The organism is Sporolactobacillus sp. THM19-2, assembly GCF_004153195.1.
Taxonomy (GTDB): Bacteria; Bacillota; Bacilli; order Bacillales; family Sporolactobacillaceae; genus Sporolactobacillus.
Genome location: NZ_SEMC01000004.1, coordinates 69,413 through 82,388 on the forward strand (window position 1 = coordinate 69,413; position 12,976 = coordinate 82,388).

Genomic DNA, 12,976 nt, shown 5'->3' on the forward strand with positions numbered 1-12,976 from the left:
ACAGAGTCGGAGGAATTAACTGATGAATCTCTATGTTGCGCTTAAACGTCGTCTGTCAGCTTTTGAAGAAACGTACAGGAAGGAAATTTTGATTTTCGTCCTTTTTACCCCTCTGTTCGCCGCATTTCCGTCCTTACTGTTCATCTTCATGATCAACAGTTCATTTTTCGTTGCTTCTTCTCTCTTTATCATCCTGATCCTCTACGTGATCCTGTGGATCGTTTTGCCTCTGTTTCTGCTGATGTTGCGCTCATCAGTGACCACACCTGTAAAAATAACATGGCTGAGTGTCACCTGCTTTGCAGGGGTTGTCTGGTGTATCCTTTTTCAGATCAGCGGTTTCTATGTCTGATCATCTCTATTGAAGCAATCATATTTTGCCTGTCCTGGCATAATCATTTATTAACACCAGGACAGGGGTTGTGTCTTTTATGAATAAAACACTGTTTAAGGCAGTGGTTGTTTTATTGTGCACTGCTTTTTGCTTCACATTTTTCCCGGGACAGGCCCGTGGTGCGGAGCCGGATGTGTCTGCTCAATCAGCGGTACTTATGGACCAGTCGACAGGACGCCTGTTGTTTAACAGAAACGGCGAAGAAAAGCTTCCAATTGCCAGTATCACTAAGGTCATGACTGCTGTCCTGGCTATTGAATCAGGAAAGATGAATCAGCTGGTGACAGTCAGCAGCGAAGCGGTAAAAACTGAAGGTTCATCCCTCTATCTCAAGTCAGGAGAAAAAATCAGTCTGCGGGATCTTGTATATGGGCTGATGCTTCGATCCGGTAACGATGCCTCACTCGCCATTGCTGAAGCGGTCGGAGGAAGCAAGCAGGGTTTTGTTCTGATGATGAACGAGAAGGCGGCCGAACTGGGCATGACGGACACGCATTTCATGAATCCCAATGGTCTGGAGCATCCCGACCATTATTCAACGGCTCATGACATGGCGATACTGACAAAATATGCGATGACTGACTCTGCATTTCGAAAGATTACCGGAACAAAAATATATCGGGCCAGGGCGACAAATAAGGAAGAAGCGAGATCCTGGTTAAATAAAAATAAATTGTTGCGGCAATACAAATATACTACCGGTGGTAAGACAGGATTTACCAGGGCTGCAGGACGGACGCTGATATCAACAGCTTCAAAAAAAGGGATGGACCTGATTGTCGTCACGTTAAATGATGGAAATGACTGGCGTGATCATAAAAATCTGTATGAGTGGGGATTCTCAGAATTTACGCCAACGAAATTAATGGATAAAGGACCGGTTCATGCAAAAGTTGCTCCGTTTTACAAAGGAAAACTGTTTGTGAAGAGCACGATCGTTCTTCCCCTCTCCGTGGAAGAAAAAAGAAAAATAAAGAAAGAACTGATCCTGCTCCGTCCTCCAAAACGGGCAAAGGAATGGAAGCCGGCTCAGCCTGCCGGACGATTACTTTTTAAACTGAACGGTCGGGTGGTCACCTCGGTTCCTGTATATTATAAGAATCAGAAAAAGGCGAAAAAAAAGTTCTGGACCCTGTTCGGAGGATTTATTGAAGCGGCTTTCACCGGAAGGGAGCGTCCGCGGAGATGATCAATCTGATCTGGGTCGCCTTATTTCTGATCGGCATTGTATTTGCAGCCATCAATGGAAAAATGGACGAGGTGAATAAAGCCATTTTTACATCTGCCTCGGAAGCTGTAGTCATCAGTCTGGGTCTGGTCAGCGTTCTGATTTTCTGGCTGGGTCTGATGAAAATTGCTGAAAAATCAGGCCTTCTTGAGAAACTTTCCCGGTTTTTTAAACCGGTTATGAAACGGGTTTTCCCAGAGGTCCCCGCCAGCCATCCGGCCATGGGCTATATTTTATCGAATACCATTGCCAATATGTTCGGCCTTGGAAATGCAGCAACTCCAATGGGCATAAAAGCAATGGAGGAGTTAAAAAAATTGAACGGCGGCTCCTCGATGCCAAGCCGCTCGATGATTACACTGCTCGCACTGAATACCTCAGGTCTGACTCTGATTCCTGCGACGGTGATCGCCATTCGAATGAAATATGGGTCGGCCTCTCCCACAGATATCGTCGGACCGACCCTGCTTGCCACATTATGTACGACTATAGCCGCACTGACGATTGATCGACTGTTGTATTATTCCCGGAAAAGGAAGGGAAGGAAATAATATGGCGTTTATTTCCGCAGTATCCATGTGGCTGGTACCGGTTTTGATCGCAGTCATCTTATTTTACGGCAGTCTGAAAAGAGTGGCCTCCTATGAGTTATTTGTGGAAGGGGGCAAAGAGGGGTTTCAGCTCGCCGTCTCTATCATGCCCTTTCTGGTCGGCATGCTGACGGCAATCGGGGTTTTTCGGGCTTCAGGAGCGATGGATGCGCTGATCAATACCATTAAGCCGGTTCTTTCTGCAGCGGGCATGCCATCGGAACTTGTTCCGATGGCGCTGCTCCGTCCTATTTCGGGGACCGGTGCACTGGCACTGATGACTGATCTGATTCAGACACATGGTGCCGACTCTTTTATTGGACGCCTGGCGTCAATCATGCAGGGCACCACGGATACAACGTTTTATGTCATCACCGTTTATTTTGGTGCAGTTGGCATACGTCGTATCGGTGATGCACTGAAGGTCGGGCTGCTTGCAGATGCCGTCGGTATCATCTGTGCTGTATGGATTGCAAGTATGGCATTCTGAAGGGATACGGCTATATCACAATCTGCTGGCCTGCATTCAGTGATACTTGAGAAATCAACATTGTCGCGTTATGATATCCTAGAGGTGAAGGTATGGAGCGACTTCAGAAAATCATCGCCCAGGCAGGTATTGCATCAAGAAGGAAGGCAGAGCTCTTAATCCAGTCCGGAAGAGTTCAGGTGAATGGAAAAAGGGTGACTGTGTTAGGGACAAAAGTAACAGAAAAAGATAAAATAGCTGTAGATGGTGTACCTGTCCAAAAAGAGATACTGGTCTATTTTTTACTGTATAAACCGGCTGGTGTGATTTCATCAGTGAAAGACGACAGAAACCGGACAACAGTCGTTGATTTCTTTCAACAGGTTCCTCAGCGCATTTTTCCGGTCGGCAGGCTTGACTACGACACATCGGGTGCGATTCTGATGACCAATGACGGAAAATTGGCCAACAGGCTGATGCATCCCAAATTCGAAATAGATAAAACATACATAGCAACAGTACATCCTGTCCCTGAAGCATCACAACTCAGAAAGCTTTCATCAGGGATCAGGCTTGATGATGGAATGACGGCGCCGGCAAAAGTTCAGCTGGTAGAAAGTGATTATCTGAAAAAGACGGCCATGGTCCGTCTGACCATCCATGAGGGACGAAACAGACAGGTACGGCGGATGTTCGCCGCACTCGACATTCATGTCAGAAAGCTTAAGAGGGAACGTTATGGCTTCCTCAGTCTGGCTGGCCTGCATCCCGGTGATGCCAGATCTCTGAAACCCCATGAGGTGAAGACTCTGTACCATATGACACACCTGGATACCGGGCACGATGACAGGTAGATGTTTTTCATTTTCAGACAGAATAATCTGAGATGATGCTTTTTTTTATGAAATTGTATAGAATAAGACATAGTATAGACACAAACCTGTTTCAAAAAAGACATGAAGCCATTTATAAGAGAGATGATTTCGAGAGAGAAAGAAAAGCTATTGTTAAATGGTTAAGGGAGGAACACGGGATGGAAGAGAAGAAAGCGGAGATACTCGTCGTGGATGACGAAGAACGTATCCGTAAGCTATTAAAAATGTATCTGGAAAGAGAAAATTATATCATCGATGAGGCCGGAGACGGAGATACAGCTTTAAGCAAAGCCCTGAAACATGACTATGATTTAATTCTTCTTGATCTCATGCTGCCCGGCATGGACGGCGAAGAGGTCTGTGAAAAACTGCGGGAGACGAAAGCAACCCCGGTCATCATGCTCACGGCAAAGGGTGAGGAATCAAACAGAGTTCAGGGCTTCGAAGTAGGGACGGATGACTATATTGTCAAACCTTTCAGTCCCAGAGAAGTGGTCCTTCGCGTTAAAGCACTCCTTCGTCGCTCATCAAAAACCATGTTTATGGAAACGGGGACAACAACGAATAACAATATTGTCTTTCCTCATCTGACGATTAATCATGATGCCCATCGCGTAACAGTGGATGGTAAAGAAGTGAGTCTGACCCCGAAGGAATATGACTTACTTTATTATCTTGCCCAGAATCCGGATAAAGTATTTTCGAGGGAGCAGCTGCTTAAGGATGTCTGGAATTATGAGTTTTTTGGTGATCTGAGGACAGTGGATACTCATGTCAAACGTCTTCGGGAAAAGCTGAACAAAGTTTCTGAAAAAGCTGCCGATATGATCGTAACGGTCTGGGGTGTAGGCTATAAGATAGAGGCAGAGACTGAAGCATGATCTGGAAAAGCATGATCAGTAAACTATGGGCGACGATTATCGTCCTGGTTTCACTCGTTCTGGTGTTTCTTACGGTGTTACTCCTGCAGTTTTTTGAAAATAACAGTATCCGTCAGACCGAGACCCAGATGATAAAAATCGGTCATAAAGCGGTTTCGCTTGTTCAGAATGAAGGACCGGAGCAGGCGGTCCTGTCATCAATAGATGATATAGCTGATGTTTATTCGGCAGGAAGCGCAGTGATCATAAATGATTCATTCAGAGGATCACCTGAAAAGGATGGCATTCCGGTTGTCAGCCGGCACTTTTTTCTCTCTGATCCTGAACTGAAAAAAGTCGTCAGGGGTCGTACGGTATCCAGACAAGTGACAATTCAACCGAACAACGAAAGAATAATCGTTGTCGGGGTTCCGATACATATGCCGGACGGCCGAACCGGGGGCGTCTATATTTATCAGCCGCTCAGAGTGATGCAGCATGCTCTGGACCAGGCTAAAAAGCTGATCTATATCAGTGCAGGAATTGCCATTATTCTTACAACATTTTTTGCCTTTTTCCTATCAACAAGAATCGGATCTCCCCTGAGACGGATGCGAACAGCGGTCATCCAGGTGTCACATGGTAATTTCGATATGCATGTACCGGTGATTACCCGTGATGAAGTAGGAGAGCTGGCCGTTGCTTTTAATAAGATGCGGAAAGAACTGAAGGGGAATATCACTGCACTCAACCAGGAGAAGGAACAGCTTGCGGGTATTGTTAACAACATGGCTGACGGTGTACTCCTTCTGGATGGTCGCGGACAGCTCCGGGCAAGCAACCCGCCGGCAGATCGTTTCCTTCAATCCTGGCGGTATGAACATAAAAAAGAGGATACAGGGACACCGCAAGAACTTGTTGAATTGTTCAGTTCGGTGACTGAGGCAAATGAACACCGGGTTCGGGAAGTCAGTGTTCAGGGCAGATTCTGGGTCATCATCATGACACCGCTTTACAACATGAAGAATGTCAGGGGAGCTGTGGCCGTTCTGCGCGATATGACAGAAGAAAAACATATTGATCAAATGAAAAAGGGGTTTGTGGCCAATGTCAGTCACGAATTACGGACGCCCATTTCCATGATACAGGGTTACAGCGAAGCGATTATTGATGGCATAGCAGGTACTAAAGAAGAACAGGTCGATATGGCACAGATTATCCTTGATGAATCTAAACGACTTGGCAGGCTGGTGAATGAATTACTGGATCTGGCAAAACTTGAAGCAGGCCATTTTCAGTTGAATGTCAGGAAGATCCCTCTGAAGGCTTATCTTGATTCCACGGTAAAAAAATTTTACGGATATGCTGCTTCTAAGGGGATCCACCTTCAACTGGTACAGAAAATTGGTGATAAGGTCCAGTTTAATCTGGATCCTGACAGAATAGAACAGGTGATGACCAATCTGATCGATAATGCAATCCGTCACACGCCTGAAGGGGGGCATGTGACTGTATCTGCCGATATCGATTCCGGTCATCTTCATATCCGTGTGCAGGATACAGGTACGGGCATTGCAAAAGAAGCCCTTCCCTTTGTTTTTGAACGTTTTTATAAAGAAGATAAGGCAAGAACAAGAGGAAAATCCGGTACGGGCCTTGGTTTGTCTATTGCGAAACATATCGTCGATGCCCACGGCGGGAAAATCAGTGTGAACAGCAGAAAGGGTGAGGGAACAGCCTTCATCATCAACCTGCCGCCGACCGGTAAACCTCAGAACTGAAAAAGGCGAAGATATAGAAAAACCGGGGTTGATCTAAACCCCGGTTTTTCAGGCTGTGTATGTGATTCGGTCATCAATTTTCGGAAGCTTTAACCCGATGTCCGTGAAATGGTTTTTCCGACACACGAATCGATTCTGTCGGGCAGCCGTCGTAAGCATCGGCAAGGTCTTCCAGCAATTCATCGGGTACCGGTGTGACCCCCTTATTGCCATCGAGCAGTGAGAATGCAAGCCCTTCGTCATCATAATCGAAAATATCCGGCGCAGATGCGGCACAGGCGCCGCAGGAAATGCATGTCTCTTTATCTACCAGTGTATATCTTTTCATCTTGAACTTCCTTTCCCTTGCTCCCTTCTCATGAAGAGCAACAACTATTGTTTATTATAGAAAAAATGTACCTTCCGTTTCAATAATGATAGAAATGATTTCTTGATCAATTATCGAAAATCAGTTTTAGATAAGCTAGAATAAGACATATGAACTGCGGTTATGGGGGGGAGATTTCTTGCCTTTCTTACATTTCATCCTTTTATTTATGGTGGACCGAATGCATGGCGAGCGAACTATTTCCGGCATTTACCATATTCTGCGAGGACGACAGTCTGTTCAAACGATTCAGGACAGTTTTCTCTTTCATGTCCGACCTTTCTACCACACTATGGAACAGCTGGACCGTACAGCCTGGCAGAGGTCTGCCGAATCGTGTCAGGCTTCTGGATGGATCGCAGGAAATAAGGAGAGGGAAAGCTATATACTCACAGAATCGGGCAAATCACACTTAAATCAATTGAAAAAAACATGTCCGCTCCCGCGGGGCCTGAAATTTACGGAGTATGCACAGCAAGAAACCCTTTTCTGGCTTAAGATCCAACTCGTGGTTCAGACTCTTTCAGAACTGGTACATGGACACCGTTCATTTTTCCCTGTAACTAACCGTCCGGACGTGGCTCAATCTGTGCGTCATTTTCTTTTGAACCTGTCGCTTGATCCGGAGAAACTGGCACATCAGGTTTATACAGAACTTCACGACATCCTTCAATTGTTATCTCCTGAAGAAGCCCATATTATTGTTGCACAGCTGAGCGGTGCCGGAGATGCCGGACTGACAATGGACCAGCTGGCAGCGAGCACGGGATATGATCGAATCAGGCTGATTCTTCTGTTTAAATCAGCCCTTCGCCAGCTGATGGACTATTTTCACCGGAATAAGAGCAAGGGTTATATCCTTGCAGATCTACTCCCCGGGAGAGCAGCCGGACTGTCACATTCTGCAGAACAGACTTATTTTTATTTGAAAAAGGGGCTTCCCCTTACCGCATTATCACGAAAAAGAAAACTGTCACAGGGGACCATTGAAGATCATCTTGTTGAAATTGCCCTTAAAGTAGATGATTTTGATATCAGTCCTTTTCTGACAGAGGAACTGGATCAGTTGATTATCCGTACAGCTTTGCTTCTCAGAACGAGACGATTAAAGCCCATCAAAGATCAACTGAGAGATAAGGCCAGCTATTTTCAAATACGTTTATCACTGGCAAGACAAGCCTTACGAGAGAAGGCATGATATGTCAACAGAAGAACAGGTTAACGGGAACCAGAAACGAATTTTAATGAAACGTGCAGAGTCTGTCCTCCATCATGTATTCGGGTTCAAGACGTTCCGAAAGGGTCAGAAGGAAGTGATCGAGAACCTGCTTCAGGGCAGAGATGTGTTTGCGATGATGCCGACGGGCGGCGGAAAGTCCTTGTGTTATCAGATCCCGGCCTATATATTACACGGGCTTGTACTCATTGTTTCACCCCTTCTTTCATTGATGGAAGACCAGGTTGATGGCATACGCCATATCGGTGAAAAGAAGGTACGGGCATTGAACAGCATGCTGCTTCCGATGGAACGAAGCCGTATTCTTGCCCATGCGGACACGCTGCGTTTTCTGCTTGTTTCGCCAGAAATGCTCAGGAGAAAGCAGGTAATCCGTAAGCTGCAGCACATACCTCTTTCTCTTTTTGTTGTTGATGAAGCACACTGCATTTCACAATGGGGACATGAATTTCGCCCGGATTACCTGCATCTGGGTGAAGTAAGAAAACGTCTGGGCAATCCTGCCTGCCTGGCCTTAACCGCAACGGCTGACCATCGAGTAAGAAAAGATATATTCAGATATCTTGGTCTGAAGCAGGCGAAACAGGTCTTAATGAATATTGATCGCCCGAATATAGCGATGATGGTCTGCGAGGCGAAAGACACTGAGGATAAAATTAATCGGTTGACAAAACTCGTTAAAGAAGTTGCTCTTCCGGGGATCGTCTATTGCTCTGGAAGAGTCTGGACTGAAAAACTGTCTGATCATCTTGCACAGACTTTGAAAATTAGAACTGCTTTCTATCACGGCGGTATGACACGTGTTGACCGGAGAAAAATTCAGAATCAGTTCCTGTACGGACAAATCGATGTGCTTTGTTGCACAAATGCTTTTGGTATGGGAATAAATAAACCTGATGTCCGGCTTGTGGTGCATTTTCATTATCCGGGGAATCTGAATGCCTATTTGCAGGAAATCGGCCGCGCATCAAGAGACGGGAAACAGGGCCTGTCTGTACTGTTTCATACGACGCATGACGATCGCCTTCCCGCCGTTTTAATTGACAGTAATTATCCAACGGAAACGCAGCTGCACAAGGCGCTCTGTGATTTTGATCGAAAAGTACTCAATCGTGATGATGAAGAGACCTGTCTTCGTGAACTTCAGGGACGGGGAATGAGTGAGTCCGCTGCCCGCTTCATCCTGGAACAAACGCTTGACAAGCCGGAGCATGCGACTTTTGAGTCGCTGTTTTCTCACTGTCAGATGCTTATCCGTAATCGAAAAAACATCCAGCTGGCGGATCTTGCCAGAATGCGTGAATGGATAAGGACGACAAGCTGCAGAAGAGAAGCGTGTCTGCATTATTTTGATGAGACACCGGGACAAAAGCCTGAACTGTGCTGTGACCGCTGTGGTATACAGCTCGAGGACTTCCGGTCTTCTGATCAGTCACAGCGCCATGAGCCCGGCGAGGAGACGGACTGGGAAAAGCGGCTGTACAGACTGCTCACCCCGGGTGCAGGAAACTAAAAACATCTGTCCGCCCCTTTATAAAGGGGAAGGCCTATTTTTATCATTACAGGCATAAAGTAGGTCTGAGGAGGTGGACATGTGTCATCTGAAACCTTTCCCGACCTGGGCAGCAGCATACCCCCAATCACAAATGAAATATTGCAGGAACTGATAAAGCGTAAGAACAGGGAGCATAAATGGAAGAAGCGAGAGTCGTTAGCCGGCATCTGGCTCATGATCAGCGCCGGAGCATTCTGCATTTTCATTTTTTTCCTGCAGATCGACAAATTAAATACTCTTGATGGATTTCATCGTTTGCTGAATAACCCGATAAACTGGCTGTTTGCTGCCGGCGTTACATTAACGGCGATCTCTTTTGTTCACGCCCATAATCAGGCAGAAGAAGCGGAGAACGATTACGACCAGTTGCGTGAAGAAATGATTGACCGGAATGGCGAACTTTGGCCCAGGGAACCTGGCGGCTCCACACGATTTCGGGTGCTCCATTATCTTCTGAAAGAAAAGGGTATTAATCTGTTTTATAAGTAATCTGATAAAGAAAAACTTGCTGGCTGATGTGAACCTCAAAAGTTGAACATTAGCTGTTTGCTCGGGGATTGAAATTCGATATTCAATCGGACTTTGACCACCGAGTTTCTCTTTGACCGGCTCCTTATATATACCTATCTATTGATTCTAATTGGATTCATAGGTCTGATTGCAACAATCGTCTACTCAGTAAAAGGTTGGTTTACGCTTGAACGCATAAAAGAAATTCCCAATGACAAACCAGTTGACAGACAGGTCTGACACTGACCAATAATGAATACGCGGACAGCTCGGTACTAAAATGCCGGACTGTCCGTTTTAAGGTTTTTTCCGGGATTACCCGGAAATTTAGTATTTTCCCTTGCATATAAATTCGACAAAAACACCCGACAGTCCTACTACATCAACGTTTTTTATTTGTGTTGGCAAACTCTGCGCATTGAGATAATCAAGTTTTATTTGGCCTACTTTTTATTAATAGAAAGGCATTTATGCTCAGCCTTTATCGTTCATTAATCTAACAAATTTACATACATAATAGATGATTATCGACATTATAGAAACAACCAAGAAGAGTAAAAACCACAATATTGACTGAGCGCTACCATACCCTGCTGTTACTGTGACTAATAGACCGACACTTATGAGAATGGTCAGAACACAGTTTATCGTGGTTAACATTTTCCTGGAAGTCATATACATTTGCCGAGCATTTTCTTTTGTAATTTCGACTGGATAATTATGAACGTGAGGAAACCAGCTCAACGTATAAAGGAGAAGATAAACAAAAGTACCGATAATCGATGGTATAAGAATGCTTTCTCTTTTACCCCACCTAATGGGTTCCCCGGATGCATTAAAATGGACAGGTATACGATCAGGTATATGATTCCAGAAAAAAAAGATACAGGAATAAGTCACTACCCAAAGCATCATTGCTGTAACATCAAGGATTTTTTCGTAAGTGGTCTTCGAAATGGATACAATTGGACGTTTTTTTGAACTCATACACCCACTCACCTTATCTATGATCAGTACTAAATAAAGATGAAAAAGTCTATATAAGCGATTACTTACTGTTATAATAAAAAATTTTTAGATGCTTTGGTACAAGGATATTAATTAGATTTTTACTTAACTAGTCCTAATATTCGGTAAATATAATGTTCAGACATATTTGGCTTGAAAATTACCGAAAAACCCGAGTAAAATAATGGGTGTTCGCAAAATCTTAAAAAAGCACAGAGAAGCCCTGAGCGGAATGGGCTTGTAGTAGAGGCTTGAACGATTCAGAGAGAGAAAATCCGCTATGGGAAGTTCTGGATCATCCCAATCGACTAAAATCAAGCGTTCATCGCGTGACATCGTCGTTGATGTGAATCCCAAAAGTTGGACATAATTTTATGCTACTTGCCCGGTGGTTGAAATCAGATAGTCAATCGGACTTTGACCGGCAAGTTTTTCTTTGATCCTGGATTCATTATAATACTTGATCCAAGCACGCAAAGCCGTTTCTAATTCGTCTCGTGTCTTACGGGACATGTTTTGATAAACATGGTGATGCTTGAGCTCACATTGCCAAGCATCTGTTTGGTATCGGAAGCCCTGATCCGTATGAACGTAAGTGCGGGTAGTGATATGCACCGGCATCTTTTCTAAAGCCTCGTGAAGGGGCGTTAGCGTAAAAGCAAACGCTGGATGATCACTAAGATTATAACTCAGGATTTCGTCCGCATAAAGATCCATAATCAGTTCGAGATCACAAGGAGTTGCTCCCACTCCTTTGAGGTATTCACCAACTATCTTCGTTTTCAACTCAGTTGAGTATTTGGTCATAGTAAAACCCCCAAAAGTTGAATTTTATTCGTCCAACTTTAGGGGGGCAGTTCACGCCGGCAAGTTTTTCTTTGGCTCAATACATCAGAATACCCTTTTTTTCTGCTGATCTTCTTTGATAATTTCCACAGCCTCGCGGAATCGCTGTGAGTGCACAATTTCCCGTTCCCTCAGAAAGCTGAGTGCATCATTCAGACCCGGATCATCTGATACATTGATAATCCACTGATACGTCGCCCGTGCTTTTTCTTCCGCTGCAATGTCTTCGTATAAATCAGCAACAGGATCTCCCTTAGACTGAATACCCACAATGTTAAATGCCTGACCGGCGGCATTTTCATAATAAACGCTCTTCCCATGGTTCACATAGTGTGCCCCCAGACCTGCTTCCTTCAACTGTTGCGGGGTGGCATCCTTTGTCAGTTTGTATACCATTGTGGCAATCATTTCCAGATGTGCGAATTCCTCAGTTCCGATATCATTCAGCAATCCCATCACCCGTTCCGGAATGGTGTATCTCTGATTTAAATAACGCAGAGCAGCCGCAAGTTCTCCATCCTGTCCGCCATACTGTTCAATCAGAAATTTAGCCAGACCCGGGTTGCATGTGCTTACCCTGACAGGGTACTGGAGCTTTTTGTCATAATACCACAACCTCTATCTCCTCCCGTTTCCTGTATTGGAAAGAATTAACGGCTTGTCAGTCGGCGAATAAACTCAGACCTGCCACGGCCAGGGTACTTCTTTCCATCTCCAGGGGAATGCAGAATAGCTGTGTCCGAACTGCCTCAGGGGTCCATAGCGGCTTTCAAATGCCTCGCGAAGTTCCTCACTTTTCTTTGCTGCTGAATTGAACTGCCTCAATGCTTCAAGATCTTCAGGATGTGTGTCAAGGTAAAGGGTCAGTTCAACCAGTGTGAAATCAATCGCCTGGAGTGCATGAAGATCCTGGTAGTAGCTGTCCGGCAGATTACTCACATTTGCCATAAGAAATTATCCCTCCCCGCTGTTCAGCCGATAAGGGCTTGTGTAAGGTGTATAGAGCCCCGGCCAGAGTGTCCCGTGTGAAAGGGCCTCAACAGGTGAGAACTGTTCCATTCCGGGCGGCTGAAACCCCAGAAATAGCTGTACAGGCGTTTCGTAAGCAATCGGATTAAGGGGCGGGCATGGGTCGAAAGGACCGACAAAGCGTGTGACCCACTGTCGATATGTCGGCAAAACCATCATTCCTTTCTGCATCGAGTACGGCTTTCTTAGTTCATATATGCTGCTACAGCCTGGCCATAGACCGGGAT

16 protein-coding genes are annotated in these 12,976 nt (G+C 45.2%); 10 read left to right on the plus strand and 6 right to left on the minus strand.

Translation table 11 applies throughout. The annotated features are described in order from the left end of the window. Positions 1-22: 22 nt before the first annotated feature. The 7 genes from EWH91_RS04945 (at position 23) to EWH91_RS04975 (ending at position 6,197) form a co-directional block, all read left to right on the plus strand. Complete coding sequence (locus EWH91_RS04945) at positions 23-352, plus strand: hypothetical protein (RefSeq protein WP_129928921.1); 330 nt, start codon at positions 23-25, stop codon at positions 350-352. A gap of 79 nt (positions 353-431) precedes the next feature. Then, complete coding sequence (locus EWH91_RS04950; protein ID WP_129928922.1) at positions 432-1,583, plus strand: D-alanyl-D-alanine carboxypeptidase family protein; 1,152 nt, start codon at positions 432-434, stop codon at positions 1,581-1,583. Then, on the plus strand, positions 1,580-2,173 hold the full coding sequence (locus EWH91_RS04955; RefSeq protein WP_129928923.1) for a nucleoside recognition domain-containing protein: 594 nt from the start codon (positions 1,580-1,582) through the stop codon (positions 2,171-2,173). Before EWH91_RS04950 ends, EWH91_RS04955 begins: the two co-directional genes overlap by 4 nt. A gap of 1 nt (position 2,174) precedes the next feature. Next, positions 2,175-2,702, plus strand: a complete 528-nt coding sequence (locus EWH91_RS04960) for a spore maturation protein (RefSeq protein WP_129928924.1) — start codon at positions 2,175-2,177, stop codon at positions 2,700-2,702. Positions 2,703-2,794: 92 nt separating this feature from the next. Beyond that, positions 2,795-3,535 carry a pseudouridine synthase gene (locus EWH91_RS04965; protein ID WP_129928925.1) on the plus strand — a complete coding sequence of 247 codons (741 nt, stop codon included), beginning with the start codon at positions 2,795-2,797 and terminating at the stop codon, positions 3,533-3,535. A gap of 179 nt (positions 3,536-3,714) precedes the next feature. Beyond that, positions 3,715-4,437: a response regulator transcription factor gene (locus tag EWH91_RS04970; RefSeq protein WP_129928926.1), complete on the plus strand. Its 723-nt coding sequence runs from the start codon at positions 3,715-3,717 to the stop codon at positions 4,435-4,437. Next, positions 4,434-6,197, plus strand: coding sequence for an ATP-binding protein (locus EWH91_RS04975; RefSeq protein WP_129928927.1), 1,764 nt, complete (start codon positions 4,434-4,436; stop codon positions 6,195-6,197). Before EWH91_RS04970 ends, EWH91_RS04975 begins: the two co-directional genes overlap by 4 nt. Before the next feature lie 73 nt (positions 6,198-6,270). On the opposite strand, the gene EWH91_RS04980 is transcribed toward EWH91_RS04975, so the two are convergent. Further along, positions 6,271-6,525, minus strand: coding sequence for a ferredoxin (locus EWH91_RS04980; RefSeq protein WP_129928928.1), 255 nt, complete (start codon positions 6,523-6,525; stop codon positions 6,271-6,273). Between the two features lie 178 nt (positions 6,526-6,703). Here EWH91_RS04980 and EWH91_RS04985 point away from each other — a divergent pair, with 178 nt between their 5' ends. The 3 genes from EWH91_RS04985 to EWH91_RS04995 all read left to right on the plus strand — a co-directional run bounded on the left by EWH91_RS04985 (position 6,704) and on the right by EWH91_RS04995 (position 9,845). Further along, positions 6,704-7,762 (plus strand): YpbB family protein, encoded by a 1,059-nt coding sequence (locus EWH91_RS04985; protein WP_129928929.1) that lies wholly within the window; start codon positions 6,704-6,706, stop codon positions 7,760-7,762. A 1-nt stretch (position 7,763) separates the two neighbouring features. Then, on the plus strand, positions 7,764-9,314 hold the full coding sequence (locus EWH91_RS04990) for a RecQ family ATP-dependent DNA helicase (protein ID WP_129928930.1): 1,551 nt from the start codon (positions 7,764-7,766) through the stop codon (positions 9,312-9,314). Between the two features lie 81 nt (positions 9,315-9,395). Continuing rightward, positions 9,396-9,845, plus strand: coding sequence for a DUF2663 family protein (locus tag EWH91_RS04995; RefSeq protein ID WP_129928931.1), 450 nt, complete (start codon positions 9,396-9,398; stop codon positions 9,843-9,845). Between the two features lie 495 nt (positions 9,846-10,340). On the opposite strand, the gene EWH91_RS14970 is transcribed toward EWH91_RS04995, so the two are convergent. From EWH91_RS14970 to EWH91_RS05020, 5 genes are all read right to left on the minus strand, one after another. After that, entirely contained in the window at positions 10,341-10,853 is a 513-nt protein-coding gene (locus EWH91_RS14970; RefSeq protein ID WP_129928932.1) for a DUF1648 domain-containing protein, read from the minus strand. Positions 10,854-11,246: 393 nt separating this feature from the next. Then, positions 11,247-11,681 (minus strand): IS3 family transposase, encoded by a 435-nt coding sequence (locus EWH91_RS05005; protein WP_129928933.1) that lies wholly within the window; start codon positions 11,679-11,681, stop codon positions 11,247-11,249. Between the two features lie 84 nt (positions 11,682-11,765). Then, positions 11,766-12,335 (minus strand): manganese catalase family protein, encoded by a 570-nt coding sequence (locus EWH91_RS05010; protein WP_129928934.1) that lies wholly within the window; start codon positions 12,333-12,335, stop codon positions 11,766-11,768. Between the two features lie 63 nt (positions 12,336-12,398). Then, a complete protein-coding gene (locus EWH91_RS05015; RefSeq protein ID WP_326407524.1) occupies positions 12,399-12,659 on the minus strand; it encodes a spore coat protein CotJB in 261 nt (86 codons plus the stop codon). Between the two features lie 15 nt (positions 12,660-12,674). Further along, positions 12,675-12,899 (minus strand): spore coat associated protein CotJA, encoded by a 225-nt coding sequence (locus tag EWH91_RS05020; protein WP_240697260.1) that lies wholly within the window; start codon positions 12,897-12,899, stop codon positions 12,675-12,677. Positions 12,900-12,976 lie beyond the last annotated feature (77 nt).

Bases quoted from the DNA above. Each gene is read 5' to 3' on its own strand.
- EWH91_RS04965 (WP_129928925.1), top strand. From the start codon at position 2,795: ATGGAGCGACTTCAGAAAATCATCGCCCAGGCAGGTATTGCATCAAGA.
- EWH91_RS04945 (WP_129928921.1), top strand. From the start codon at position 23: ATGAATCTCTATGTTGCGCTTAAACGTCGTCTGTCAGCTTTTGAAGAA.
- EWH91_RS04955 (WP_129928923.1), top strand. From the start codon at position 1,580: ATGATCAATCTGATCTGGGTCGCCTTATTTCTGATCGGCATTGTATTT.
- EWH91_RS04980 (WP_129928928.1), bottom strand. From the start codon at position 6,525: ATGAAAAGATATACACTGGTAGATAAAGAGACATGCATTTCCTGCGGC.
- EWH91_RS04960 (WP_129928924.1), top strand. From the start codon at position 2,175: ATGGCGTTTATTTCCGCAGTATCCATGTGGCTGGTACCGGTTTTGATC.
- EWH91_RS04975 (WP_129928927.1), top strand. From the start codon at position 4,434: ATGATCTGGAAAAGCATGATCAGTAAACTATGGGCGACGATTATCGTC.
- EWH91_RS04970 (WP_129928926.1), top strand. From the start codon at position 3,715: ATGGAAGAGAAGAAAGCGGAGATACTCGTCGTGGATGACGAAGAACGT.
- EWH91_RS04950 (WP_129928922.1), top strand. From the start codon at position 432: ATGAATAAAACACTGTTTAAGGCAGTGGTTGTTTTATTGTGCACTGCT.
- EWH91_RS05005 (WP_129928933.1), bottom strand. From the start codon at position 11,681: ATGACCAAATACTCAACTGAGTTGAAAACGAAGATAGTTGGTGAATAC.
- EWH91_RS04990 (WP_129928930.1), top strand. From the start codon at position 7,764: ATGTCAACAGAAGAACAGGTTAACGGGAACCAGAAACGAATTTTAATG.
- EWH91_RS14970 (WP_129928932.1), bottom strand. From the start codon at position 10,853: ATGAGTTCAAAAAAACGTCCAATTGTATCCATTTCGAAGACCACTTAC.